Source organism: Mycolicibacterium rutilum (assembly GCF_900108565.1).
GTDB lineage: Bacteria > Actinomycetota > Actinomycetes > Mycobacteriales > Mycobacteriaceae > Mycobacterium > Mycobacterium rutilum.
The window spans coordinates 820,988-844,948 of the sequence record NZ_LT629971.1 but is presented as its reverse complement, the minus strand read 5'-3'; the positions used below and the strand labels follow the sequence as shown (position 1 = coordinate 844,948).

Here is a 23,961-nt window from a genome sequence, read left to right as displayed (position 1 = left end):
CCTCACTACCGTTTCTGGAAAAGACCTAGGCGCCAATGAATCTCAGGTCGGAAATCGCACCGCTGGACACCAGCATGACGTAGAAGTCGGTGAGCATCAGCGTCCCGAGCGTGATCCACGCATAGGTCTTGTGCCGGGTGTTGAGCCGGCTCACCTGGGTCCACATCCAGTACCGGACGGGGTGCTTGGAGAAGTGCTTGAGGCGGCCGCCGACCACGTGGCGGCACGAGTGGCACGAGATCGTGTAGGTCCACAGCAGCACCACGTTGACGACGAGAATGACGTTGCCCAAACCGAATCCGAAGCCCTCGGGGGAGCGGAACGCCACGATCGCGTCGTAGGTGTTGACCAGCGAGATCAGCACCGCGATGTAGAAGAAGTACCGGTGGGTGTTCTGGATGATCAGCGGGAGACGCGTCTCACCGGTGTAGGTGGCGTGCGGTTCGGCGACCGCGCACGCGGTGGGCGCCTGCCACACGGACCGGTAGTACGCGCCGCGGTAGTAGTAGCAGGTGAGCCGGAACAGCAGCAGGAACGGCAGCGACACCGCCGCATAGGGCAGCCACCACACGTCGGGCAGGAACTGCCCGAAATGGCTGGCTTCCGGGAGGCAGCCGGACTGCTCGGCGGCGTTCCACTTGACCACGCACGGCGAGTAGAACGGCGTCAGATAGTGGTAGTCGGCGACGTAATACCACTTCTGCATGAACGCCCGCACGGTCGCGTAGATCACGAATGCGGCGAAGCCCAGGTTCACGATCAGCGGCGATTGCCACCACCGGTCGGTGCGCAGGGTGCGCTGCGGGATCTGGGCACGGCTCGGCGAAAAGACGCCGGTCGCCTTGCGGTCGGCGGTGGGTGCGCTCACTGTTGCCTTTCGGTGTTGAGTTGTCCCGGGCGACGATGTCTCAGCGGACTCCGCCGAGCCCTTCGTCGTCGACACCGCGCCAGAAATCGGTGTCGTACTGGGTGTCCGGGATCGGGATGCGGTCACCGGCATGGTGGTGCACCACGCCGCGGGCCAGCTCCAGCTCTTCGGCGTCGATGTCCAGTCGATCGATGTCGTTGAGGATGCGTTCGGCGTCGTTGACGATGCGACGCGTGGCCGGAGTGTCTCCGTACCTCGACGCCAGCGATGTCACGCACCGCCGCAGGCTCCCGATTAGCTCGTGCAGCTCGGCAAGTTCGGTAGTGCTGGACAATTGACCTCCTTGGGCTGAAGGGTGTCGGGAATCACAGTACGACACCCGATGCTAGCTACATCATGCAGTGCAGAGTGAGACAGATCACGTCAAACACGTATTAGGAGGCCCGATGCCCGACGAGGTCGCCAAACAGCGCGCCGAGGCGCTCCTGGCACTCCACCAACCCGGAAACCCGGTGATCCTGCCGACCGTCTGGGACGCATGGTCGGCGAAGTTGGCCGTCGACGAAGGCTTTGCTGCTTTGACCGTCGGCAGTCATCCGCTGGCCGATTCGATCGGCAAGGCCGACAACGAGGGCATGGTCTTCGACGACGTGGTGACCCGCGTCAAGCAGATCACCGCGGCGGTCGACGTGCCGGTGTCGGTCGACATCGAGGCCGGTTACGGCGAGACCCCGGCCCGGCTGATCGAGGGCCTGCTTGAGGCGGGCGCCGTCGGGCTGAACATCGAGGACACCGTGCACAGTGAGGGCGGCCGGCTGCGGTCGGTCGCCGAACACGCCGAGTTCGTCGGCGGGCTGCGCCAGGCCGCCGACAGCGCCGGCGTGCACGTGGTGGTCAACGCCCGCACCGACCTGTTCCTGCGTCAGGACGGCGACGAGGCCGACCGCGTCGAGCGAGCGATCGCCCGGCTCGCCGAGGCCGCGTCCGCCGGTGCCGACGTGCTCTACCCGGTGGGCCGCCATGACCCGGATACGTTGCGCCGCTTGACATCCGAGCTACCACTTCCGGTGAATGCGATCGGGGTGCCGGACCAGGACGACCCCGCGTCGTTCGGCCCGCTGGGCGTCGCGCGGGTCAGCTTCGGACCCTTCCTGCAGCGCGCCCTGTCGGCACAGGCCAAGGAACTGCTGCAGCGCTGGGTCTAAGGTGCGGGCGTGCCCCCCGACAAGCACGACGAGCATGACACCGAGCACGACGTCGACGAGCGCAACTGGCATGACCAGCAACCGGTGGTGATCGCCGGCGGCGTGGCGCTGGCGATCCTGATGGTCATCCTCATCTACGCCGTCGTCCGCACCGCCGACTCGTCGAGGACCCCTGAGGTGATCCCGCCGCCGGTGCCGTCGCTGACCCGCACCACCCCGTCGACGACCACGACTACCACAACGACGACGACCACGACCACGTCGCCGACGACCACGACCGCCACGACGACAACGACATCGACAACGACGACCACCACCACGACCACCACGACGACGACCACCACGACGGATCCCGAAACCACCGAAACGACAAATACTTTCGACGAGACCACGACCGAGACGACCGTCGGCTGATACGACGAGCCGGCGGCACCCCGAAGGGTCCCGCCGGCTCGCGCCTTGGGACTACTTGCTCTCGATCGCGATGCGCTGCGGCTCGGCGCCGCGGTGGGCGCCGGAGACCCGCACCGTCAGCACGCCGGCGTCGTACGACCCGGAAATGGCCTCACCGGTGACGTGCGACGGCAACTTGAACGCCCGCCGGAACGACCCGTACCGGACCTCGCGCAGGCTGCGACCGCCCTCCTCGTGAGCGCGCTCGTCGCGGCGCTCGCCGTGGATCACCAGGTAGCCGCGTTCGAGTTCGACGTTGACGTCCTTCTCGACGTCGACCCCGGGCAACTCGACGCGGACCAGCGCGTCCTCACCGTCGCGGACGATCTCCGCGGCGGGGGTGAACGCGCCCGCGAACCAGTCGTCGGCGGTCGCCGGCCCGAAGAAGTCGCGTATCCAGCGGTCGATGTCCCAGGCGGGACGAGTGCGCAATGCCAGAGTGCTCATTGTTTCTCCTCGCGTGACGGACCGGCCCCGCGCCGGTCGGCTACCCAATAGAACTTGAGTCGATCCCGCTCATGTTCCGGAGCGCCGTTCGCTGTCGGCGAAGCACACTCACACCTCGTTGCGGGTGCTGGTGAGCACACCGTGATCGGTGCTTCACACGAGGCGACATTGCGGCAATATCGGCTGCTTAGCGTCGGCGGCATGCAGGGAGCAAAGAACGTGGTGGTCATCGGCCACGGCATGGTCGGGCACCGGTTCGTCGAGGCGCTGCGGGCCCGCGACGCCGACGGCGACTGGCGGGTGACCGTGCTGGCCGAGGAGGCCGACGCCGCCTACGACCGGGTCGGGCTGACCGGCTACACCGACCACTGGGACCGCGCGCTGCTCGCGCTGGCCGGCAACGACTACCGCGGCGACGGCCTCGTCGACCTGCGGTTGAGCAGCCGGGTCACCGCGATCGACCGGACCGCGAAGACCGTGGCGACCGCCGACGGGCAGCAGGTGCCCTATGACGCGCTGGTGCTGGCCACCGGGTCGTATGCCTTCGTACCGCCGGTGCCGGGCCGCGACCTGCCGGTCTGCCACGTGTACCGCACCCTCGACGACCTCGACGCCATCCGCGTCAGCGCCGCCGCCGCACTCGAAGGCGGGCGCCCGGCGGCCGGTGTGGTGATCGGCGGCGGGCTGCTCGGACTGGAGGCGGCCAACGCGCTGCGCTCGTTCGGCCTGCACGCGCACGTCGTGGAGATGGCGCCGCGGCTGATGGCCCAACAACTCGACGAGGCCGGCGGCGCGCTGCTCGGCCGGATGATCGGCGACCTCGGCATCTCCGTGCACACCGGAGTGGGCACCGAGAGCATCCGCCCGGCGCAGCGCAACCGGCCGCTGCGACGCTCCGCCGACGACGACTCGGTGCGCGTCACGCTGACCGACGGGACCACGATCGACGCGGGCGTCGTCGTGTTCGCCGCCGGTGTGCGCCCCCGCGACGAGCTCGCCGTCGAGGCGGAGCTGGCGCGCGCTGAGCGCGGCGGTGTGCTGACCGACCGGGGTTGTGTGACAAGCGATCCCGACATCTACGCGATCGGTGAGGTGGCCGCGATCGACGGCCGTTGCTATGGCCTCGTCGGCCCGGGCTACACCACCGCCGAGGTGGTGGCCGACCGGCTGCTCGGCGGCGGCGCCGAGTTCGGGGAGGCCGACCTGTCCACCAAGCTCAAGCTGCTCGGTGTTGACGTGGCCAGCTTCGGGGACGCGATGGGCACGACGCCCGACTGCCTGGAGGTGGTCGTCAACGACGCGGTCAACCAGACCTACGCCAAGCTGGTGCTCTCCGACGACGCCAAGACCCTGCTCGGCGGGATCCTCGTCGGCGACGCCTCGGCCTACGGCATCCTCCGCCCGATGGTCGGCGAGCCGCTGCCCGGTGACCCGATGGCACTGATCGCGCCGAGCGGAAGCGACTCGGGGGCAGGCGGTCTCGGGGTGGGCTCGCTGCCGGCGGGCGCGCAGATCTGCTCGTGCAACAACGTCACGAAGGGTGATCTGACCGAGGCGATCGCCGGCGGCTGCTGCGACGTGCCCGAACTGAAGAAGTGCACGCTGGCCGGCACCTCGTGCGGGTCGTGCGTGCCGCTGCTCAAACAACTGCTGGAGGCCGAGGGCGTCGCGCAGTCCAAGGCGCTGTGCGAGCACTTCACCCAGTCGCGGGCCGAGCTGTTCGAGATCGTCACCGCCACCTCGATCCGCACCTTCTCGGAACTGATCGAGCGTTTCGGCAGCGGAAAAGGCTGCGACATCTGCAAACCCGTCGTCGCCTCGATCCTCGCGTCGACGAGCTCGGAGCACATCCTCGACGGTGAGCAGGCGTCGCTGCAGGACTCCAACGACCACTTCCTGGCCAACATCCAGAAGAACGGCAGCTACTCCGTGGTGCCGCGGGTGCCCGGCGGTGACATCACCCCCGAGCAGTTGATCCTGATCGGCGAGATCGCACGGGACTTCAACCTGTACACCAAGATCACCGGCGGGCAGCGCATCGACCTGTTCGGCGCGCGGGTCGACCAGCTCCCCGAGATCTGGCGCCGGCTCGTCGACGGCGGAATGGAGTCCGGCCACGCCTACGGCAAGGCGTTGCGGACCGTGAAGAGTTGCGTGGGCAGCGACTGGTGCCGTTACGGGCAGCAGGATTCCGTGCAGATGGCGATCGACCTGGAGCTGCGCTACCGCGGCCTGCGTGCGCCACACAAGATCAAGATGGGTGTGTCCGGCTGCGCCCGCGAATGTGCCGAGGCGCGCAGCAAGGACGTCGGCGTGATCGCCACCGAAACCGGCTGGAACCTCTACGTCGGCGGCAACGGCGGCATGACACCGCGACACGCGCAACTGCTCGCCGGCGACCTCGACGACGAGACGCTGGTGCGCTACATCGACCGGTTCCTGATGTTTTACATCCGCACCGCGGACCGGTTGCAGCGCACCGCGCCCTGGGTGGAGAGCCTCGAGGGCGGCCTGGACCATCTGCGCGACGTGGTGTGCAACGACTCGCTCGGCCTGGCCGCCGAATTCGAGGAGGCCATCGCGCGGCACGTCGAGGGTTACGCCTGCGAATGGAAGGGCGTGCTCGAGGACCCGGACAAGCTGTCGCGCTTCGTGTCGTTCGTCAATGCCCCCGACGTCGCCGACCCGACGATCGAGTTCGCCGCCCCGGCGGGCCGACGAGTCCCTGTTTCCATCGGAATGCCGAAGGTGCCCCAATCATGAGTCTGGCCAACGATATCCAGGTGTGGACCACCGCCTGCAGGTACGACTATCTGATCGTCAACCGCGGGGTCGGGGTGCTGCTGCCCGACGGCGCGCAGGCGGCGCTGTTCCGCCTCGACGACGGATCGCTGCGGGCGGTGGGCAACATCGACCCGTTCTCCGGTGCCGCGGTGATGTCGCGCGGGATCGTCGGGGACCGCGGCGGCCGCCCGACCGTGCAGTCGCCGATCAAGAAGCAGGCGTTCGCCCTCGACGACGGGGTGTGCCTGGACGACCCGACGGTCGCGCTGCCGGTGTACCCGACGCGGCTGACCGACGACGGTCACGTGGAGATCGGCGCCTGACTTTCCCGGCGCGAGCAGACGCAAAACTACCTAAAAACCGGCGAAAAGGGGCACTTTTGCGTCTGCTCGCCGGAGAAAGTCAGGCCGCGACGGGCACCCGCGCGCGGCGGAACCGGTTGACGATCAGCCGGACCAGCGCCGGGTGTGTGCCCAGCGGATCGGCCACCGCGTCGGCCCCGCTGAGCCGCAACCGGTCCTGGAACAGTCCCTCCGCCAACAGGTACGACGCGACCACGACGCGGCGCGCGCCGCGGCGGCGTAACCGGGCCACGGCGTCGGCAACCTTGGGTTCCCCGGTCGCGGCGTAGGCCAGTTCGACCCGGTCGCCGATCACCGCCGACAGCAGCGTCGAGGTGCGCCGCAGATCCGACAGCGCCCGCAGATCCGACGTACCCGCCGCTGCCAGGACCACCGAATCGCCCGGGCGCCAACCGCATTCGAGCAAACGGTCGACCAGCACACGGACCAGCTGCGGGCTCGGCCCCAGCGCCTCGGTGACGGTGACCGCCGGATGCCCGCTGGCCGCGACATGCGCGGGGATGTCGGTGCTGACGTGATAACCGCGCGACAGGAACGCCGGCACCAGGGTGGTGCGGTCCGACAACGTCTGCAGCACCTCGCTCGGCGTCGGCCCCAGCACGTCGACGAACGCCACGTGCACCGGCGAGTCCAGCGTCTCGGCCACCCGCTCGGCCAGCGACCCGATCAGCGTGACACCGGTACGTTTGCGGGTGCCGTGCGCCACCAACAGCAGGCTCATTGCGCCTGCGCCAGGGTGTCCTCGACGGCCAGCCGGTAACCGCGCTTCACGACCGTCGACACGATGTTCTTGTCGCCCAACGCCGTTCGCAGCCGCAGCACCGCCGTCTCCACGGCGTGGGTGTCGGTGCCGGTGCCCGGCAACGCGCGCAACAGGTCGGTGCGTGACACCACCGCGCCGGGCCGGTGGGCCAGGGCGCGGATCGTCGCCATCCCGGCAGGCGACACCGCCTTGACCACACCGTCGACCAGCACGCAGGTGCCGCGGATCTCGAGCACATGACCGGCGACCCGCACGGTGCGGGCGCACAGCAGCGGCAGCTCGTCGGTGATGTGACGGGCCAACGCCCCCAACCGCATCCGCTCGGGCGCCGAGGTCGGCACCCCGAGCCGCACCAGGGGACGCGCCGTCACCGGGCCGACGCACATCGCGTGCACGTCACCCCGCAACGCGGCAAGCACCCGGTTTTCGATGCCCATCTCGGTGGCGCGCAACAACATCGACGCCACCGCGGGCGCCGAGGTGAAGCTCACCGCGTCGAACTTGCCGTCGGCGATCCCGGCGACGAGCTGGTCGAAGTCGCCGTTGCGCGGGGCGGGATGCCACCGGTACACCCGGATCGGCACGACGTCGGCACCGGCGGCGCGCAGCTCGTCGAGGAACTCGGGGAACGGGTCCCACTCTTCGGTCGCGCCGTGCAGCTGGACCGCGATGCGCTGACCCGCGATGCCGCCCTCGACGAGATAGTGCAGCAGTTCGCGCGAGGACTCCGAATCCGGTGACCACTCCTCGGGCAACCCCGCCGCCCGCAGCGCGCCGGTCGCCTTCGGGCCGCGGGAGACGACGCGGGCCTTGCCGAGCGCGGTGATCAGATCACCGGCCAGCCCCCAGCCGTCGGCCGCCGCGATCCAGCCGCGCAACCCGATGCCCGTGGTCGCGATGACGATGTCGGGCGGCGCGGCGATCAGGCCTTCGGTGTGGGAGCGCAGCGCGTCGTCGTCGGGCAGCGGCACCATCGTGATCGCGGCGGCGCTCGTGACGGTCGCGCCGCGGCGTTGCAGCAGCGCGCTCAGTTCGTCGGCACGGCGGGCGGAGGTCACCGCCACCCGGAATCCGGTGAGCGGTGCCCAGTCGGGCGCACTCATGTGCCCTGTGTATTCAGCGCATGTTTCCGAGCGGTTACCCGGCAATTGCGCCGACGTGTCGACCGGTCGTGGACACTCATGGCAACCACGTTAAGCAGGCATTATTGCCTCAACGTGCCTGGCCGTGACCCCGCCGTGAACTTCCTCTCACCGGCCGCGCGACCCCGTTGTGAACCACAGATCACCACACATCGCCGTCGCGCCAGTCGCAGGTGATCTCGGCGGCCGGGTCCAGCTCGAGGCCCTCGGGGAGGCTGACCGGCAGCACGAACAGCGCGTTGTCGTCGTCGGGCGTGCGGGTCAGCCCGGCCGGCGCGAGCACCGACGTGGGGCCCCGCCAGGGCAGCCAGCCCCGCGCGATGTAGATGTTGCGACCGGCTTCCGAGGCGCTCAGCGCGCCGAGTTGGTACGCGCCGCGCAGCACCTGTTCGACGGCGTCCATCACCGCGCGGGCCAGCCTCTGGCCGCGCCAGTCTTCCCGCACCGCGACCGCCTCGACGTAGCCGCACCGCAGCGCGGTGTCGCGGTAGAGCAGCCGCCGCTGCACCACCGCGGCGTGTGCGATGAGCGCGCCGTGGTCGAAGATCACCGCGTGCATCCCGCCCAGCGAGTGCTCCCAGTCCGCGTCGGTGAACTCACCCTCGAACGCGTCCATCACCATGCGCTTGGCGTCCGCACGGGTCTCGTTGTCGAGGTCGGAGGTGTGGATCAGCCGCGCGGTGTGGATCCGAGCGACGGCAGCATGGGGGTCAGCGACATGCACACTGTTGTTCTACCAGCGCACGGCACCGCTGTCTGTACCAACGCTCAGGCGTCGTCGAACGGCCGCCGCGGCCGCGTCCAGTGCATCCGCACCGTCTGTCCGGGCCGGACCTGGGCCACCTTGTCGATGTCCTCGTCAGCGACGACACCGATCACCGGGTAACCGCCGGTGACCGGATGGTCCGGTCCCAGGATCACCGGAAAACCGTTGGCCGGCACCTGGATTGCACCACGCATCACACCCTCGCTCGGCAGCTGGCGGTCCGGCCAGCGGTACTCGAGCGGCATGCCGACCAGCCGCATGCCGACCCGGTCGCCCTTGTTGGTGGCCATCCAGTTGGTCCGGGTCAGCACGTCGGGGTCGACGAACCAGTCGTCGCGCGGGCCCGGCACCACGTTCAGCTCGACGATGTCGTTCTCGATCGCCGCGACCGGCGCCTGATCGAGTTCGGGGAATTCGTCCGTGTGCGCGCCGATCGGCAGCACGTCGCCGGGTTGCAGCGGCAGCGGACCGATCGCCGACATCACGTCGTAGGACCGCGAGCCGAGCACCGGCTCGACGTCGATGCCGCCGCGCACCGCCAGGTAGGTGCGCAGCCCGGAGTGCGGCGCGCCGAGCGTGATCACCTCGCCGTCGTGGGCGTAGTGAATGCTGTTGGTGCCGAACGGGACCCCGTTGACGGCCGGGTCGGTGTCCGCACCCGTCACCGCGATCGCGACGCCCTCCTTGCCCGCACCGCGCACGCGTGCGGCCAGGCCGCCGAAGGTCACCTCGATCGTGGCGTGCTCACCGGGGTTGGCGACGAGCCGGTTGGCCAGCGTGTGCGAGCGGCGGTCGGCGGCGCCGGAGCGCCCGACCCCCATGTGCGCCAGCCCGGGCCTGCCCAGATCCTCGATCAGCGACAGCGGGCCCGACCGCAGGATCTCCAGCGTCGCGGTCATGACCCGGCTCCGTCCTGAACCGCCCGGAACTGCACCCACAGCCCCGACGTCAGCAGCGCGGGCGGGTCGCGGTCGATGTCCCACAGCGGGGCCTGGTCCTGCGAGATGCGGCCGATCAGCTGCCACCCGCCGGGCGACTCCCGCGGGTAGACGCCGCTGAACTCGCCGGCCAGACCGACGGCGCCCGCGGGCACCTTGGTGCGAGGTTCGGCGCGGCGCGGCACCTCCAACCGCTCGTCACCACCGACCAGGTAGGCGAAACCCGGTGCGAAGCCGCCGAATCCGACGCGCCACAGCTTGCCGGTGTGTGCGGCGACGACCTGCTCGGGGGTCAGCCCGGTGAGCTGGGCGACCTCGTCGAGGTCGGGACCGTCGTAGACGACGTCGATGGTGACGTCGGCGGTGCGATCACCCGGCGCGGCCAGTTCGGCGTCGAGGTCGGCCTCGATCCGCAAGGTGCCGAGGCGCTGCCGCGTCGGCGCCTGATACCGCGGGCCGGCCAGTTTGACCAGGATGGTGCGCGCGGCGGGCACGATGTCGAGCACGCCGAGCAACTCGGCCCGCCGGATCGCGTCCATCCACGCCAACACTTCGGCGGTGCTGTCGAACTCGAGCAGCAGCGCCTGGTCGCCATAGTCATGCACGGTGCCGAGCTTTCGTCGGTCCACCACATCGGCTGTCACGCTCATGGCCCGAACTTACCCGCGAGTAGCTACCGGTACACGCGCTCTGCGAGCCTTGCCAGAGGAGCCTTAACGAAGCCTCAATCGGCGGGCTGATATGTCGGTTCGTTGCGCTTGACGTGGGCGATGACGCGGTAGGTCACCGGGAGCACGACGATCTCGACCGCGGTCTTGTACATCCAGCCCAGAGCGACGTAGGTGAGGAAGTCGGGCCACGTCGCGATCCCGATCGCGCCGGCGGCGATGCTGCAGAACACCAGGGTGTCGGCGAACTCGCCGACGACCGTCGACCCGATCAGCCGCGCCCACAGCTGCTTCTCGCCGACCCGCTCCTTGATCTTGACGACGACCCACGCGTTGAGCGTCTGCCCGACGATGAACCCGGCCAGGCCCGCGATGATCAACTGGGTGAACGGTTTGACGACCGCCTCGAACGCCGCCTGGTTGGTGTAGAAGTCGGCGGCGGGCAGCACGGCGGTGAGCCAGAACGTGAATGCGGCGAGCGCCTCCATCGCGAACGCGATGTAGATGGCGCGCCGGGTCGCGCGGAAGCCGTACACCTCGGAGAGCACGTCGCCGATCACGTAGGTGAGCGGGAAGACGATGAAGCCACCATCGGTGATCAGCGACCAGTCCCCGAGGATCGGGCCGAACGCGATGCCCTTCGTCGCCGCCACGTTGGAGATCAGCACCAGGCCCGTGAATACCGCGACGAGCGTCGGGTAGTAGGCGGATCCGGTGGTCGCGAAGCCGCGGGGCGCGGTCGGTCCGGTGGCGGTCACCGGGACATCTTCTCAGCCGAGGGCACCGGCGATCAGCGTCGGCATCCGGTCGGCCACCACCGGATACGACAGCACCGAGGCGAAGGCCAGCGCTCCGGCGAGCTCCTTGCCGGTGAACACGTTGGCGCGACCCCGTTGCGCGACCGCGGGATCGGCCAGCAGCGCGGCCGCCTCCTCGTCGCTCTCGGTGGCCCAGATCGCCACGTCGGCGGCGGCGGGGTCGTCGGTGACGGTCAGTCCCATGGCGGTGAGGAACTCGGCGCGCCAGGGCGGGGTCAGCACCCGCGCCTTGCCGGCGTCGAGGCGGCCGTGCAGCAGCGCGGCCGTGCGCCCGTCGAACGACGGGTTGGCGCTGAGGACGGCGGCGAACTTCTCGTCGACGCCGGCGATCAGGGCCTGCATCTCGTCGTGCTTGAAGACCGCCTGCCCGATCGTGGTGGCCTGGTCGCGCCACGGCTCGAAGAAGGCGTCGCGGCCCGACTGCGCGACGGTCGGCGCGATCTCCGACAGCCGCGTGTAGGTGTCGGCATCCAGGCCCGCGTTGGTGGCGATGATCAGATCGGGCCGCAGCCCCGCGATCTGCTCGACCTGGATACCGTCGGCGAGGTTGAGCACCACTGGTTGGGCGGGGCCGAGTTTCGGTTGCGCCCAAGGCCATACGGCGAACGGTTCGGCGCCGAACCAGTCGGTCACCGCGATCGGCACCACGCCGAGCGCCAGCAAGTCGTCCTGCCCGGTGAGGCCCGCGCTGACCACCCGCGTCGGCGGCGCCGGAATCTTCGTCTCGCCGAACGCGTGCCGGACGGTGACCGAACCGTCCTTGGCGACCGTGCCCGGTTTGTCCTCGCCGCAGCCCGCAGCGAGTCCCACGGGTAGCAGTGCCGCGCCTGCGGCCATCGTCAGGAAGCCGCGTCGACTCAGCCGTGTGGCCACTCGCCGAGCGTAGCCTGCCTTCGACGTCGAACTCCTCAACGCGACTCGTCGTCGCGGGACTAACCGACGTGGAAGTTCCCGAACAACACGAGGGCGAGGCCCAGGGCGACGACGATGTTGACGACGGTGGCCGAGGCGAACAGCGCCACCGGCCGCCAGCCGGCTTCCTTGAGGCCCTTCAGCGAGAACTCCAGCCCGATCGCGACGAACGCGAAGATCAGGAACCAGGTCCGCAGATCGTTGACCGTGCTGATCGCCGATTTGTCGCCGCCCCACTGCAGATACAGGGTGCCGACGATCGAGGCGGCGATGAAGCCGAGCACGAACTTCGGGAACCGCTCCCAGAACTGGCCGAAGCCCGGCCTGGCCTCGGCCGCCGACTTGCGCTCCACCTTCAGCGCGAAGTACGCGGTGAGCGCAATCGCCACGATGCCGATCAGCGCGTTCTGGGTGGTCTTGACGATCGTCGCGATCTGCAGCGCCTGCTCGCCGGCGATGGCGCCGGCGGCGGCAACGGCCGCCGTGGTGTCGATGTTGCCGCCGATCCACGCCCCGGCCACCGCGTCGGACAGGTTGAAAACGTCTGCCAGCCACGGCAACAGGAAGATCGACGGCAGCGCGAACACGATCACCAGCGACGCGGCGTAGGCGAGCTGCTCACGTTTGGCCTGCACCGCACCGGCGGCCGCGATCGCCGCGCTGACACCGCAGATCGACACCGCCGACGCCAGCAGCGCCCGCAGCTTGTCCTCGAGTTTGAGCACCCCGCCCAGCCACCAGGTGAAGCCGAAGACGATGGAGATCAGCAGCAGTGCCTGGATGATGGCCGGGCCCGCGGCGGTCACCAGGATCTTGAGGTTGATCGACGCGCCGAGCAGCACCAGGCCCGTCTTGATGAAGAACTCGGTGCGGAAGCCACCCGAGAGCGCGTCGCGCAAGGCCAGCCGCGACAGTACGAAGTTGCCGATCAACCCCAAAGCGATTGCGTAGACCGGGAATTCGATTGCCTTGGCGACGCCCTCGAACGCGGTGCCGTCGGCCCACTTCGGCACCTGGGTTTCCAGGAACCGGGTCGCGGCACCCAGTGCGACGACCACGAGCACACCGGCGACGGCGTAGCCGACACCACGGGTCTGCGCGGCGGGGCGGGTGTCCTGATCGGTCACGGGATCACGCTTCCCGGGATCGCGCCGAGCAGGACGAGCGCGAGCAGCGCCAGCCCGACGATGACAGCAAGCCAGTCCTCGTTCATGTCGCGCACCGTATGCCGGACGGCGCGCACGGTCACCCGTTGAGATCAGTGCGAATCGAACCTCAGAGGACGACGTTCACCGACTCGATCGGCGCAGCCTCGCCCGAGGAGGTGATCACATCGCCGCGGTTGACCTGGGTGCGCTCGAGGCCTTTGAGTAGCAGGCCGACGGTGTCGCCCTCGGCGGCCTCGTCGAGCTTCTTGCGGAACTTCTCGATGGCCGCGACGGTGACGCCGGGACCGCCGTTGATGTGCACGGTGTCGCCGACATGCAGCGTGCCTGCCGTGACGCGGCCGGTCGCCACCACACCGCGGTTGCGGATCGCGAACACCTCGTCAACGGTCATCGAGAACATCAGGAGTGCGCCAGCTTCTTGTTGACCAGCCGGGTCAGCCAGGCCGGCGAGAACCGCGAACCCGCGACCAGCACCTTGGTCTGCGAGCCGACCGGGAAGTGCACCTGGTGCAGGGCGCGGCGCAGGGCCGAGGGTTCGGTGGCCGCCACGATCGCGTCGGCGATGTCCTGGGCGGTCAGCCGGATTCCCAGCGAGTCGGTGGTGCCGGTCTTGATGTTGTCGGTCATGGCGGTCTGCACGTACAGCGGCCACATCGCGATGACGCGAATGCCGTGGCGGCTCCACTCGATGTCGAGCGCCTCGGTGATGCCGCGGACGAAGAACTTCGTCGCGCTGTAGTTGGCGAGTTCGGCCTGCCCGTAGATCGCCGATGCCGACGACAGGTTGACCACCACCGAGTTCCGCGTGTCCCGAAGGTACGGGAAGGCCGCGTACAACCCGTTCACCACGCCCTTGGTGTTGATGTCGATTTCCTTGAGGTGGCCCGCGACGTCCAACTCCTCGAACCGGCCGGCGCGCAGGATGCCCGCGTTGTTGATCATCACATCGAGCCGGCCGCCGGCCGCTTCGGCGAATTCGCCGACGCACCTAGCCATTTCGTCGGAATCGGTGACGTCGAGATGCCCGGTCTGAGAGCTTCCGCCCATCTGGTCGATCTCGTCGGCCAGTGTTTTGAGCCCGACCTCGTCGATGTCGTAGCCGCCGACGACATAGCCCTTGCGCGCGAAGGTCAGCGCGGTGGCGCGGCCGATTCCCGCGGCGGCGCCGGTGATGAAGACCGACCTGCGGTCTGCGTTCGGTGTGGTCACGGCAGCTGCATACCCGCTTCCATGAAATCCAGCGCATAGAGCATGCGGTCCACCCATGCGGCCGGTTCGGTGTCCAGGACCGCCACCAGGCCCCCGGCGAGTGCACCGAAGTAGATCAGCGTCTTGAGGTGGCCGGTGGGCCGGCCGGTACGCCGGCATTCGGCGTCGGCCAGCCCGACGATCGTGCGCTGGTACTCGTCGAGCTGTGCGGACTTGAGTTCAGGCACCGAGAACACCAGCCGCAGCCGTTTGCGCTCGAAGGACCAGTCGGACTCCGAGAGCGTGACCATGGTGGCCTCGACCGCACGCCGGAACGCCTGCAGTGTCGTGAGGTCGGCGGGCTGCTGCTCGAGGGCGGAGATCGTCACACGGTCGAGCTCGTCGCCCATCAGCACCGCTTCCTTGCTCGGGAAGTACCGGAAAAAGGTGCTGGGCGAGATGTCGGCCGCCTCGGCGATCTGCTCGACCGTGGTGCTCGCATAACCGTTGCGCTCGATGAGGCGGATGGCCTCGTTCCTGATGGTCTCGCGGGTGCGCAGCTTCTTGCGGTCCCGCAGACCGCGCGCATCGCCGGAGGACCCCATGGGCAGTGATTGTGTCAGGACACCGCCATCCACGCGCCGGGATCAGTGCGTGGCGTGCCGCAGGTGGTCCTGCTGGGTGAGCCAACCTGGTGGTACGTCGACCGACAGGGCCAGGTGCACGAAGCGCCCGACAGCGGCGGTCGCCGCCCGGATCGGACACCACTGCAGCGTGTACGGCACGATTCGCGCGGGCGAGGTCGGCAGCAGGGGTGTCGACATGTGGCTGCCGGCAACCGACCTGGTGGTGAGAATCCAGTCGACATCCGGTTGGGCGGCCCACCGCCCGGCGGACAGGTCGGTGTCGGTGAGCTCCACCGTCGGAGGCGAGACGTTCGCGGCCTCCAGAGCCTGCCGCTGTGCCAACGTCCACGCCGGGAACAGCGCGTCACTGTGCACTCCGAGGGTTTCGCTCGACAGGTCGGTCAGATCCACCGCGCCTTGGCCGGCGAGCCGGTGATCGGGGCGCACCGCCACCATCAGCGGCTCGGCGCAGAAGACCTCGCTGATGATGCCGGGCGGATCGGGCACCAAGCCACACGTGATCGCGATGTCCAGTTCACCGTCGATGTCGGCAACCACCCGTTGGAGATCGGGTAGCCACATCCGGCGGACGGAGAGCTCGACGTCGGGGGCGGCCGCCTTCAGCGCCGCAGCGAGATGGGGTGCGAGCACCGGTGCGACGGGCGGCGTGATGCCCAACCGGACGCGTCCTGCCCCACCCTCGGCGATCCGGCGCACCGCAGCCACGGCGCCTTCGACCTCATCGATGATGAGCTTCGCGCGACCCAGAAGTTCGGTGCCTGCCTGGGTCAGCGCGACCCGGCGTGTGGTGCGGGTCAGCAGGCTGGTGCCGAGTTCGCGCTCCAGCCGACGGATCAGCTCACTCAGCGTCGGCTGACCCATGTGCAGCTTTTCGGCGGCCCGTCCGAAGTGAAGCTCGGTACCTACGGCAACGAATGCCTCCAGCTGGCGGAACTCCACCTGCTGATCATAGGGGCGGGAGAACTGCTCATCCTCTGACGCGATCAATGCGCGGTGCCGGACCGCAACCTCGCGTTCTCGGCTTTCAGAGCCTCGACTTCGTCCCGCAGCCTTGTCAGTGCCGGCTCGATCTCGTCGAGGCTGAAGCGCGGAACGATGTGTTGCGGGCAGTTCCAGTCGAAGGCCTCGACCGAGACGGTCACAAGGCGCTCGACGGCCGCCTCGTAGGTGGGATCGATCAGCGTGCGAGCCAGTTCGGGGTTCTCCTGCACCGGCACGATCTTCGCGCGGCCGAAAATTTTCAGGCGGGTGCGTCGCGCGTAGTCCAGCGCGATGATCGCGACGCGGTCATCGGCGGTCAGATTCCCGGTGCTGATGTACTGAAGGTTGCCCCGGAAGTCGGCCCACGCGATGGTGTGCTCGTCGAGTATGTGGACGAAACCTTTTGGCCCACCGCGGACCTGGACGTATGGCCAGCCGGTCTGGCTCACCGTCGCGACGTAGAGGGTGTCTCGGTCCCGGAGGAACTCGTGCTCGTCCTCGGTCAGTGGATCCGGACCGGCCGACGCCTTGCCGGCCAGCACCTTGCGTCGGTAAAAGGTGTCGCTACCGTACGCGCGCTGTACGGACATGACGTCGTCGGTGAACGCGAGCGCCGGGTAGTGCTTGCTCATGACCCGGGCAATTGCCTCATGAATTCGCGGATGTAGACGCTGATTTCCTCGCCGTGCGTCTCGAGCGCGAAATGACCTGTGTCGAGCAGGTGGAACTCGCCGCCGGGCAGGTCCCGCCGGTAGGCCTCCGCGCCTGCGGCACCGAAGATCTCGTCGTTTTTCCCCCAGGCCACCAGCAGGGGCGGCTGATGCGTACGGAAGTACTCCTGGAACTTGGGGTAGCTGTCGAGGTTGAACTGATAGTCCCAAAACAGTTGCAATTGGATGGCGTCGTTGCCGTTGCGATCCAGGCCGGCCTGGTCGAGAAGCCAGGCCTCAGGGGCGATGCGGTTCAGGCGATCGGCCGGCACACCGTGGGTGTACTGCCAGTGCGTCTTGTCCGCGGTGAGGTATTGCCGGACAGCATCCTCATGGGCGGCACGATCTTTCGCGTGCGCGAACAGGATGTCCCAGAAAGGAGTGAACCCCTCCGTGTAGGCGTTGCCGCTCTGCGTGATGATCGCAGTGATGCGCTCAGGGCTGGAGCTGGCGATGCGCAGGCCGATGGGTGCGCCGTAGTCGTGGATGTAGATCGCGAACCTGTCCAGGTCCAAGTGCGCGATGAGCCTCTCGGTGACCTCGGTCAACCGGTCAAAACTGTAGGTGAACTGGTTGACCGAAGGCATCGACGAGCGCCCGAAGCCGATGTGATCCGGGGCCACCAGGTGAAAGCTGTCCGACAGCGAGTTGATGAGGTTGCGGAACATGTGCGAGCTCGACGGAAAGCCGTGCAGCAGTAGCAGTGTGGGGTTCGAACGATCACCGGCTTCGCGGTAGAACACGTCGAGGCCGTCGATGTTGGCGGTGCGGTAGCGCGTGCTGGGGAAGGACATGCGTCCACCCTGCATCGCAGGTTCGGGATGGAAAAAGGGGTGATCTCTGAACACACTCTTCGTCGAAGCCGATGAATCGTCAGGACACTGCCATCCACACGCCGAGTCCGATCATCGTCACCGCGATCAGCGCGTCGAGGATCCGCCAGGTGGCGGGGGTGGCGAACAGGCCGGCGAGCCGGCGCGCGCCGAAACCGAGGCTGAGGAACCACACGGCGCTGGCGGTGACGGCACCGACGCCGAACAGCCAGCGGCCGTCGCGGTGCTCGTTGGCCAGCGCGCCCAGCAGGACCACGGTGTCGAGGTAGACGTGCGGGTTGAGCCAGGTCAGTGCGAGGCACGTGACGAGCACCTCCAGCAGGCGCGCCGGCGCCTTCTCCGACGGGGTGAGCGCCGACGGCCGCCAGGCGCGGCGGGCGGCGAGCAGTCCGTATCCGAGCAGGAACGCCGCGCCGCCGAATTTCGCCACAGCCACCGCGCCGGGGTGTGCGCTGATCAGCACCCCGAAACCGGCGATGCCCGCGCCGATCAGCACGATGTCGGAGGCCGTGCACACCGCGACCACCGCGGCCACATGCTCACCGCGGATGCCCTGGCGCAGGACGAAAGCGTTCTGCGCGCCGATCGCAGCGATCAGCGCGAACGAGGTCAGGAAACCGACGGCCAGGGGCGAACTCATGAACCCGACGTTATGGGGCGGCTTGCGATCAGTACAGCTAAAGAAACTGCATCTGCATTAGCATCGCTAATGTGAGGATCGACGCCCAGCAGCTCGCTGCCTTCGCCGCGGTGATCGAGCAGGGGTCGTTCGACGCGGCGGCTACCCAGCTGCACGTCACGCCGTCGGCGATCAGCCAGCGGATCAAGGCGCTCGAGCAGCGCGTGGGCCAGGTCCTGGTGGTGCGCGAGAAGCCGTGTGTGCCGACGACGGCCGGAATACCGCTGGTGCGGCTGGCCACGCAGACCGCGCTGCTGGAGGCCGAGACGCTGGCCGAGATCGGCGGTGGATCGGCAGGGCCGCCGCGAATCGCGTTGGCGGTCAACGCCGATTCGATGGCGACGTGGTTCACCGCGGTGCTGGGCACGCTCGACGACGTGCTGTTCGACATCCGCATCGAGGATCAGGATCACTCGGCGCGCCTGCTGCGCGAGGGGGTGGCGATGGGCGCGGTGACGACCGAACGCGCCCCGGTGTCCGGGTGTCGGGTCCGCCCCTTGGGGGTGATGCGGTACGTGCCGGTGGCCAGCCCCTCTTATCGGGATCGACACCTGCCGGACGGGTTCACCGCCGCGGCCGCCGCGCAGGCACCGTCGCTGGCGTGGAACCGCGACGACGCCCTGCAGGACATGCTGGTGCGCAAAGTGTTTCGCCGTGACATCGCCCGCCCGCAGCACTTCGTGCCGACCGCGGAGGGTTTCGGAGCGGCGGTGCTCGCCGGACGGGGCTGGGGCATGTTCCCCGACTCGCTCGCCGAGCCGCATCTCGCCGACGGGTCGTTCGTGCGGATCGCCGATGCGCATCTCGACGTCCCGCTGTACTGGCAGTGCTGGAAGCTCGACAGCACGATCGTCGCCCGGGTGACCGAGGCCGTCACGACAGCGGCCGCCCCGCTCCGTCGCGAGCGTCAGGGTGCTCCGACCCGGACCTCGTCGCCGACCGTCACCGCGCCGACGGTGACGACTTCGGCGTAGAGGCCCGCACACGGCAGGTTGCCGCCGAAGCCCGGCACCTCGACCCGGTTGTGGTCGAGCAGATACCGGACCGCGTCGGGAAGGCGTTCGGTGTCACCGTGCTTCAGCGTCGGCACCGCGCAGCGCGGGGTCGGCAGTGTGCCGCGCAGCACGACGTCGCCGAGACGAAGTTTCGCGCCCACCCAGTCGTTCTCGAGGAATGGTGCAGCGTCGGTCTCGATGATGATGTTCGGCCGGTAGCGCAGCGCCTCGGCCAGGCCGACGCCGATCGCGTCGAGCGTAGCCGTCGTGATCAGGTGCACGGGGGAGTGGTCGACGAACGCGCCGCCGGGCGCGCCCTGTCCGAGTTCGAGCAGCACGGGATCGAACTCGGCGTCGATGCCGTGCGCCAGGACCTCGAGCGGGTCGGAGCGCTCCAGCACGGCGCCGGCCGCCCGCTCGTCCGCCAGATGCACTGTGCGGCCGAGCATCTCCGACAGCGGGCCGGCCGCTTCGGTGACCGGGAGGGCGCGGCCGTCGGGCAGCGTCACGGTCACGCCGGCGTCCTCGGTGACGGCCGCGCACTGCAGCAGCGCGCTCCACAGCCGCGGATGCTTGGCGGTGGCGACGCGGCCGGTCTCGCCGTCGATGAACGCGAACTGCCGATCACCGGCGACGCCCGACGGCCCGACCTGTAAGGAGTCGGTCTGTTCACCGAGCATCGACTTGACCGGATAGCGCTGCAGCGCGGCCACGCGGCCGACAGGAGTTTCAGTCATCCACTCGATGGTGGCATGTCGCGGCGGGCCTCCAACAGGCGCAGCGTTGTGCCATTCTGGGTCGTGCAACCCACCCGGCCGTCTGAGAGGGACAGCGGTGACGCATCTTGAGCCCGTCTGGCCGCCGACGGTGCTCGTCTTCGACGTCAACGAGACACTGCTGGACCTCGAGGTGCTGGCGCCACTGTTCGAACGGGTCCTGGGAGACGGTCCCGTGCTGCGGGACTGGTTCACGAACCTCGTTCTGTACTCGATGACGCTGACGGTCGCGGGTACTTACCTCGACTACTTCTCGCTGGGGCAGTCGGTTCTGACCATGCTCGCCGAGGTCCGTGGCCGAGAGGTCAGCGACGACGACCGGGAGTCGCTCGCCGAGGCGATGCGCACAATGCCTGCTCATCCTGACGTGGTCCCGGGACTGCAGCGCCTGTCGGGACAGGGTTATCACCTTGCTGCACTGACGAATTCGCCGATCCGCGCCGGAGCCTCGCCGCTTGACAACGCGGGGCTCTCCCGGTTCTTCGAGCGGCAGGTGAGCGTCGATGCGTCGCGGGTCTTCAAACCGTCGCCCGAACTGTATCGCGACGTCGCGCAGCAGATGGGGGTGGAACCGGCCCGGTGCATGATGGTGGCGACACATGCGTGGGACGTCATCGGTGCGCAGAGCGCCGGGTTGAGCGGCGCACTACTCACCCGGCCGGGCCACGCTCCGCTGCGGGGCGGCAGCAGCGTTCCGGAGCCGACGGTGGTCTGCGCCGACCTCGAGGAGCTCGCGACGCAGCTCGAACGGCGCTGACGTGAGGTCTCCGAAGGGACTCGAACTCAACCGATTTCGGTCTCTTCCGAATCTGGTGAGGCCTGCGGGTCGGCGGTGAGGTAGTCCAGCACGCCGGTCAGTTCCAGGATGCGGTCGAGATGCGCGGGCCGGTTGTCGAGCTGCAGCCGTGCTCCCGCGTTCGACGTCAACCGGCGCACCTGCAGCAGCGCCGACAACCCCACCGAATCGCAGAACGTCAGATCGGTGAAGTCCAGGTGCACGGCCGCCACGTCGGCGTCGTCGGCCAGCACGCCGGACACGGCGTCGAGCAGTTCGTCGGTGTGCCCGTAGTCGAGGTCACCGGCGATGCGCACGCAGGCCGATCGGGCGGTCGAGTCGAGGGTCAGTGAAAGTGTCATGCGGTTGGGGTGGTCTCGTGGGTGGTCAGGGCGGTGCGCGCGGCGGCAAGCATCCGCTGCGTGCGGGGGAAGTCTCGCAGCTGAGCCGCGAGCAGGTCGAGGGTCGGGTTCAGTGAACCCGCGGGCACATCGCGGGCCGCGAGCACGCTGGCGGTCCAGGTCACGAAGTTGGTGAACAGCTCGTCGTCATCGGTGTAGAGGGCCGTCGCGAGGAAGTCGACGATGTGCGCGATGTCCTCGGTCGTGTGCCGGCGCTGCTGCTCGGTGTATTCGGCCATCGGCGAGAAGAGTTCCTCCAGCTCGGCCACCGTCGTGCGGACCAGCTTCGGCTTGGCGGAGCTGACCATCGAGTACTCCTGGTCGGCCAGGTGCGGAAGATCGTCGATCGGTTGGTGGCCGGCCGCGAGGCGGAGCCGCGGCAGACCGGCCCGCAGGCACTGGGCCGCGGTGCGCGCGTCGGGCGCCCACGCGTCCGCGCCGAGCAGCCGGGCGTAGCGGCCGTCCACCCCGAACGCGGCGCCGCCGACCAGCACCGCGACACCGGCGGCCTGGCAGGCCGTGATCGCGGCGTGCGCCGTGGGCAGCCGGGTCGGGATCGAACACGACAGTGCGACGGCGTCGGGCGCGTGTTGATGCAGGTGCGCAATCAGGTGCGGGGTCGGCACCTGAGCGCCGAGGAAATCCACCTGCCAGCCGCGCAGCCGTAACACCTCCGACAGCAGCCGAGCAGGCAGCGCGTGCCATTCGCCGTCGACGCACGCGACCGTCACCCGACCCGCGTCGGCGGCGCCCTGCGCTGCCGGGTGCCGCGAGAGCGCGGCGATCACGCGGTCGTTGATCGCGGTGGCGGCGTGCTCCTGTGCGACGGTGATGTTGTTGGCCGCCCATTCGGTGCCGATCCGGCGCTGCACCGGTGCGATCACCTCGAGCAGCGCGTCCTCGGGACTCAGACCCGCTTCGACGGCGGAGAAGACGCTGCGCACAGCGGCGTCCTCGTCGGCGGCGAGCGCCGCTTCCCAGAGGTGCTCCCGGACGACGGCGGCGTCCGGCGTTACCGCCCGCCGGTCGGCGCCCTGCCTGCTCACGCGATGTACCTGCCTGCTGTGTGACCGTCGACCGCGCTCAGATGTGTCCGCCGCGGTGCGGTGATGGCGACGACGGCCATGTCGTCATGTTCCCGGTCGGTTACCCATTCCGAGGCCAGCATCATCATCCGCTCGACAACCGCCTCGGCTGGTAGGCCCGCGCACTGCGCCATCGCGGCCTCCAGCCGCTCGTCGCCGAAGACCTCAGCGCCCAGCGGGCCGCCGCGGGCCTCGGTGAGCCCGTCGGTGTAGAGCAGGCAGGTTTCGCCGGGCGCCAGCGTCGTCTCGAACGACCGCGCCCGGAACTGCGGCAGCGCGCCGACCAGCATGCCGCGGGTGTCGGCCTCCTCGACGGTGCCGTCGGTGCGCACGATCAGCGGAGCCGGGTGCCCGGCGCAGGTCAGCCGCAGCGCGACCTGACCGTCCCGGCGGGAGATCGAGGCGAGCACGACGGTGGCGAATCGGCTGTTGTCCGGCGACAGCAGCGCGCTGTTGAGCAGCCGCAGCACGCTCTCGTGCTGGTCGGCCAGCGGGGCCAAAGCCTGCAGGGTGTTGCGGATCTTGCCGGTCAACACCGCGGCTTCCAGGCCCTTGCCGCACACATCGCCCAACACCACCAGCGTCTCGCCGTCCGGCGTGGCCGCGGGGTGGACGTCGTAGAAGTCGCCGCCGACCAGTTCGTGGTCCGCCGACGCTCGGTAGCCGCCGGCCAGCTCGAAGTCGTCGAGCCGCTCCAGCTGGGGAGGCATCAGGTCGCGCATCAGGGTGCGGGTGATCGCGGCCTGCTCGGCGTAGAGCCGGGCCGCCGACAGCGCCGCGCCGGCCCGTGCCGCGAACAACCGCGCGAACAGCTCCTCGCCTTCGGTGAAGGCGCCGTGCGACGTGTGCCGCAGCAGGACCAGCGCACCCGCCGGCACACCGTGGCCCGGCAGCGGTGTGATGAGGACCGAACCCACCGGTCCCGCGAAGTGGCGCGGAATCAGCCAGCCGGGGACCAGCGCGGGGTCGATCCAGCGCGACGGCACCGGCGGGAAGCCGCGCAGCGCTTCGCTTAGTCCGGGCACGTCGGCGGGGTCGGCCGCGATGCTGTGCTGTTCGGTGGTGCCCTCGGATCCGCTGCAGACCAGGTGCACCTCCCGGCCGGTGTCCGGGGCGACGACGACGGCGGCGTCGGCCAGGTGCCGGGCCACCATCTGGACCGTCGCCTCCATGCACCGGTCGTAGTTCAGCGACGCCATCAGCACCGCGGATGCGTCGTCGAGGAACGTCGCGCGTTCCCGCTCCCGCTCGAGCGCGTCGTGGGCGTGCTGAAGAAAGCGTTCGGTGTCGCCGACCATCAGCCACCAGGCCACCTGGCCGCTGGGCAGTGCGGTGGGCTGCGCCTCGACCGGGGTGCCGTCGAGGGTGCCTGCCGCGTCGCCCGGCTGGGCGGTCCGGACGAACTGCTCGTGGGCGTGGGCGAGCCAGTCGGCGACGTCCGCGAGGGGCGCACCGGGCGTCGCTTCGGGAAGAACGGATTGCGCCGCAGCGCTGAGCGCGCGGATGGTGCCGGCCGCGTCCGCGACCACCACGGGGTGCGGGACCGACCGCCACGCGGCGTCGATGCCGTCACCGATGGAAGCCTTATCGCGCAAG

Annotated in this window: 28 protein-coding genes; 6 read left to right on the top strand and 22 right to left on the bottom strand. The window is 69.1% G+C overall.

The features are described from left to right. Nucleotides 1-25: 25 nt before the first annotated feature. Together BLW81_RS04135 and BLW81_RS04130 are read right to left on the bottom strand one after the other, a co-directional pair. Complete coding sequence (locus BLW81_RS04135) at nt 26-868, bottom strand: succinate dehydrogenase subunit SdhC (protein WP_083406112.1); 843 nt, start codon at nt 866-868, stop codon at nt 26-28. 40 nt (nt 869-908) lie between these two features. Further along, nucleotides 909-1,202, bottom strand: a complete 294-nt coding sequence (locus BLW81_RS04130) for an Rv0250c family protein (protein ID WP_064349304.1) — start codon at nt 1,200-1,202, stop codon at nt 909-911. Between the two features lie 112 nt (nt 1,203-1,314). Here BLW81_RS04130 and BLW81_RS04125 point away from each other — a divergent pair, with 112 nt between their 5' ends. Together BLW81_RS04125 and BLW81_RS29230 are read left to right on the top strand one after the other, a co-directional pair. Continuing rightward, the gene (locus BLW81_RS04125; protein ID WP_083406111.1) at nt 1,315-2,073 is read left to right on the top strand and encodes an isocitrate lyase/PEP mutase family protein; all 759 of its coding nucleotides are present in this window, start codon (nt 1,315-1,317) and stop codon (nt 2,071-2,073) included. Between the two features lie 9 nt (nt 2,074-2,082). Continuing rightward, nucleotides 2,083-2,487 (top strand): hypothetical protein, encoded by a 405-nt coding sequence (locus tag BLW81_RS29230; protein ID WP_157897577.1) that lies wholly within the window; start codon nt 2,083-2,085, stop codon nt 2,485-2,487. 51 nt (nt 2,488-2,538) lie between these two features. Here the strand turns inward: BLW81_RS29230 and BLW81_RS04115 are convergent, their stop codons facing one another. Next, the gene (locus BLW81_RS04115) at nt 2,539-2,973 is read right to left on the bottom strand and encodes an Hsp20/alpha crystallin family protein (RefSeq protein WP_083406110.1); all 435 of its coding nucleotides are present in this window, start codon (nt 2,971-2,973) and stop codon (nt 2,539-2,541) included. Between the two features lie 201 nt (nt 2,974-3,174). Here BLW81_RS04115 and nirB point away from each other — a divergent pair, with 201 nt between their 5' ends. Both nirB and nirD read left to right on the top strand, forming a co-directional pair. Then, complete coding sequence (gene nirB, locus BLW81_RS04110) at nt 3,175-5,736, top strand: nitrite reductase large subunit NirB (RefSeq protein ID WP_083406109.1); 2,562 nt, start codon at nt 3,175-3,177, stop codon at nt 5,734-5,736. Next, nucleotides 5,733-6,080, top strand: coding sequence for a nitrite reductase small subunit NirD (nirD, locus tag BLW81_RS04105; RefSeq protein WP_083406108.1), 348 nt, complete (start codon nt 5,733-5,735; stop codon nt 6,078-6,080). Before nirB ends, nirD begins: the two co-directional genes overlap by 4 nt. 79 nt (nt 6,081-6,159) lie before the next feature. Here the strand turns inward: nirD and BLW81_RS04100 are convergent, their stop codons facing one another. The 15 genes from BLW81_RS04100 to lysE all read right to left on the bottom strand — a co-directional run bounded on the left by BLW81_RS04100 (nt 6,160) and on the right by lysE (nt 18,294). Then, the gene (locus BLW81_RS04100) at nt 6,160-6,840 is read right to left on the bottom strand and encodes a sirohydrochlorin chelatase (RefSeq protein ID WP_083406107.1); all 681 of its coding nucleotides are present in this window, start codon (nt 6,838-6,840) and stop codon (nt 6,160-6,162) included. Then, nucleotides 6,837-7,985 (bottom strand): uroporphyrinogen-III synthase, encoded by a 1,149-nt coding sequence (locus tag BLW81_RS04095; RefSeq protein ID WP_083406106.1) that lies wholly within the window; start codon nt 7,983-7,985, stop codon nt 6,837-6,839. Before BLW81_RS04095 ends, BLW81_RS04100 begins: the two co-directional genes overlap by 4 nt. A 181-nt stretch (nt 7,986-8,166) precedes the next feature. After that, entirely contained in the window at nt 8,167-8,748 is a 582-nt protein-coding gene (locus BLW81_RS04090; protein WP_083406105.1) for a GNAT family N-acetyltransferase, read from the bottom strand. Between the two features lie 44 nt (nt 8,749-8,792). Beyond that, a complete protein-coding gene (locus BLW81_RS04085; RefSeq protein ID WP_083406104.1) occupies nt 8,793-9,689 on the bottom strand; it encodes a 5-oxoprolinase/urea amidolyase family protein in 897 nt (298 codons plus the stop codon). Next, nucleotides 9,686-10,378, bottom strand: a complete 693-nt coding sequence (locus tag BLW81_RS04080) for a 5-oxoprolinase subunit B family protein (protein WP_083406103.1) — start codon at nt 10,376-10,378, stop codon at nt 9,686-9,688. Before BLW81_RS04080 ends, BLW81_RS04085 begins: the two co-directional genes overlap by 4 nt. A 74-nt stretch (nt 10,379-10,452) precedes the next feature. Further along, nucleotides 10,453-11,154 carry a queuosine precursor transporter gene (locus BLW81_RS04075; RefSeq protein WP_083406102.1) on the bottom strand — a complete coding sequence of 234 codons (702 nt, stop codon included), beginning with the start codon at nt 11,152-11,154 and terminating at the stop codon, nt 10,453-10,455. Nucleotides 11,155-11,166: 12 nt separating this feature from the next. Beyond that, on the bottom strand, nt 11,167-12,087 hold the full coding sequence (locus BLW81_RS04070; protein WP_235632167.1) for an ABC transporter substrate-binding protein: 921 nt from the start codon (nt 12,085-12,087) through the stop codon (nt 11,167-11,169). A 59-nt stretch (nt 12,088-12,146) separates the two neighbouring features. Continuing rightward, on the bottom strand, nt 12,147-13,253 hold the full coding sequence (locus BLW81_RS04065; RefSeq protein ID WP_083406100.1) for a YeiH family protein: 1,107 nt from the start codon (nt 13,251-13,253) through the stop codon (nt 12,147-12,149). Between the two features lie 148 nt (nt 13,254-13,401). Beyond that, nucleotides 13,402-13,686 carry an EF-Tu/IF-2/RF-3 family GTPase gene (locus BLW81_RS04060; protein WP_407662311.1) on the bottom strand — a complete coding sequence of 95 codons (285 nt, stop codon included), beginning with the start codon at nt 13,684-13,686 and terminating at the stop codon, nt 13,402-13,404. 8 nt (nt 13,687-13,694) lie between these two features. After that, nucleotides 13,695-14,504: an SDR family oxidoreductase gene (locus BLW81_RS04055; RefSeq protein ID WP_235632166.1), complete on the bottom strand. Its 810-nt coding sequence runs from the start codon at nt 14,502-14,504 to the stop codon at nt 13,695-13,697. Continuing rightward, nucleotides 14,501-15,088, bottom strand: coding sequence for a TetR family transcriptional regulator (locus BLW81_RS04050; RefSeq protein ID WP_083406097.1), 588 nt, complete (start codon nt 15,086-15,088; stop codon nt 14,501-14,503). The genes BLW81_RS04055 and BLW81_RS04050 overlap by 4 nt, the downstream gene beginning before the upstream one ends. 42 nt (nt 15,089-15,130) lie before the next feature. Beyond that, nucleotides 15,131-16,069, bottom strand: coding sequence for a LysR family transcriptional regulator (locus tag BLW81_RS04045; protein ID WP_162277399.1), 939 nt, complete (start codon nt 16,067-16,069; stop codon nt 15,131-15,133). 44 nt (nt 16,070-16,113) lie between these two features. Continuing rightward, a complete protein-coding gene (locus tag BLW81_RS04040) occupies nt 16,114-16,743 on the bottom strand; it encodes a pyridoxamine 5'-phosphate oxidase family protein (protein ID WP_083406095.1) in 630 nt (209 codons plus the stop codon). Next, entirely contained in the window at nt 16,740-17,615 is an 876-nt protein-coding gene (locus BLW81_RS04035; protein WP_083406094.1) for an alpha/beta fold hydrolase, read from the bottom strand. The genes BLW81_RS04040 and BLW81_RS04035 overlap by 4 nt, the downstream gene beginning before the upstream one ends. Nucleotides 17,616-17,694: 79 nt before the next feature. Beyond that, nucleotides 17,695-18,294: an L-lysine exporter gene (gene lysE, locus BLW81_RS04030; protein ID WP_083406093.1), complete on the bottom strand. Its 600-nt coding sequence runs from the start codon at nt 18,292-18,294 to the stop codon at nt 17,695-17,697. Nucleotides 18,295-18,356: 62 nt separating this feature from the next. Here lysE and BLW81_RS04025 point away from each other — a divergent pair, with 62 nt between their 5' ends. Next, on the top strand, nt 18,357-19,307 hold the full coding sequence (locus tag BLW81_RS04025; RefSeq protein ID WP_235632280.1) for a LysR family transcriptional regulator ArgP: 951 nt from the start codon (nt 18,357-18,359) through the stop codon (nt 19,305-19,307). Here the strand turns inward: BLW81_RS04025 and BLW81_RS04020 are convergent. After that, nucleotides 19,241-20,065: an MOSC domain-containing protein gene (locus tag BLW81_RS04020; protein ID WP_083406091.1), complete on the bottom strand. Its 825-nt coding sequence runs from the start codon at nt 20,063-20,065 to the stop codon at nt 19,241-19,243. The genes BLW81_RS04025 and BLW81_RS04020 overlap by 67 nt on opposite strands. Before the next feature lie 97 nt (nt 20,066-20,162). Here BLW81_RS04020 and BLW81_RS04015 point away from each other — a divergent pair, with 97 nt between their 5' ends. After that, on the top strand, nt 20,163-20,861 hold the full coding sequence (locus BLW81_RS04015) for a haloacid dehalogenase type II (RefSeq protein WP_235632165.1): 699 nt from the start codon (nt 20,163-20,165) through the stop codon (nt 20,859-20,861). Between the two features lie 26 nt (nt 20,862-20,887). On the opposite strand, the gene BLW81_RS04010 is transcribed toward BLW81_RS04015, so the two are convergent. From BLW81_RS04010 to BLW81_RS04000, 3 genes are read right to left on the bottom strand one after another with little or no spacing between them, the layout of a single operon-like run. Next, the gene (locus tag BLW81_RS04010; RefSeq protein ID WP_083406089.1) at nt 20,888-21,241 is read right to left on the bottom strand and encodes an STAS domain-containing protein; all 354 of its coding nucleotides are present in this window, start codon (nt 21,239-21,241) and stop codon (nt 20,888-20,890) included. Further along, nucleotides 21,238-22,326 carry a cobalamin B12-binding domain-containing protein gene (locus BLW81_RS04005; protein ID WP_083406088.1) on the bottom strand — a complete coding sequence of 363 codons (1,089 nt, stop codon included), beginning with the start codon at nt 22,324-22,326 and terminating at the stop codon, nt 21,238-21,240. The genes BLW81_RS04010 and BLW81_RS04005 overlap by 4 nt, the downstream gene beginning before the upstream one ends. After that, nucleotides 22,323-23,960 (bottom strand): PP2C family protein-serine/threonine phosphatase, encoded by a 1,638-nt coding sequence (locus tag BLW81_RS04000; RefSeq protein WP_083406087.1) that lies wholly within the window; start codon nt 23,958-23,960, stop codon nt 22,323-22,325. Before BLW81_RS04000 ends, BLW81_RS04005 begins: the two co-directional genes overlap by 4 nt. Nucleotide 23,961 lies beyond the last annotated feature (1 nt).

Coding starts and splice junctions, on each gene's coding strand:
- BLW81_RS04100 (WP_083406107.1), bottom strand. CDS start 6,840: ATGAGCCTGCTGTTGGTGGCGCACGGCACCCGCAAACGTACCGGTGTC.
- BLW81_RS04095 (WP_083406106.1), bottom strand. CDS start 7,985: ATGAGTGCGCCCGACTGGGCACCGCTCACCGGATTCCGGGTGGCGGTG.
- BLW81_RS04040 (WP_083406095.1), bottom strand. CDS start 16,743: ATGAGCAAGCACTACCCGGCGCTCGCGTTCACCGACGACGTCATGTCC.
- BLW81_RS04060 (WP_407662311.1), bottom strand. CDS start 13,686: ATGACCGTTGACGAGGTGTTCGCGATCCGCAACCGCGGTGTGGTGGCG.
- BLW81_RS04020 (WP_083406091.1), bottom strand. CDS start 20,065: ATGACTGAAACTCCTGTCGGCCGCGTGGCCGCGCTGCAGCGCTATCCG.
- BLW81_RS04125 (WP_083406111.1), top strand. CDS start 1,315: ATGCCCGACGAGGTCGCCAAACAGCGCGCCGAGGCGCTCCTGGCACTC.
- BLW81_RS04035 (WP_083406094.1), bottom strand. CDS start 17,615: ATGTCCTTCCCCAGCACGCGCTACCGCACCGCCAACATCGACGGCCTC.
- BLW81_RS04010 (WP_083406089.1), bottom strand. CDS start 21,241: ATGACACTTTCACTGACCCTCGACTCGACCGCCCGATCGGCCTGCGTG.
- BLW81_RS04085 (WP_083406104.1), bottom strand. CDS start 9,689: ATGACCGCGACGCTGGAGATCCTGCGGTCGGGCCCGCTGTCGCTGATC.
- BLW81_RS04115 (WP_083406110.1), bottom strand. CDS start 2,973: ATGAGCACTCTGGCATTGCGCACTCGTCCCGCCTGGGACATCGACCGC.
- nirD (WP_083406108.1), top strand. CDS start 5,733: ATGAGTCTGGCCAACGATATCCAGGTGTGGACCACCGCCTGCAGGTAC.
- nirB (WP_083406109.1), top strand. CDS start 3,175: ATGCAGGGAGCAAAGAACGTGGTGGTCATCGGCCACGGCATGGTCGGG.
- BLW81_RS04050 (WP_083406097.1), bottom strand. CDS start 15,088: ATGGGGTCCTCCGGCGATGCGCGCGGTCTGCGGGACCGCAAGAAGCTG.
- BLW81_RS04080 (WP_083406103.1), bottom strand. CDS start 10,378: ATGAGCGTGACAGCCGATGTGGTGGACCGACGAAAGCTCGGCACCGTG.
- lysE (WP_083406093.1), bottom strand. CDS start 18,294: ATGAGTTCGCCCCTGGCCGTCGGTTTCCTGACCTCGTTCGCGCTGATC.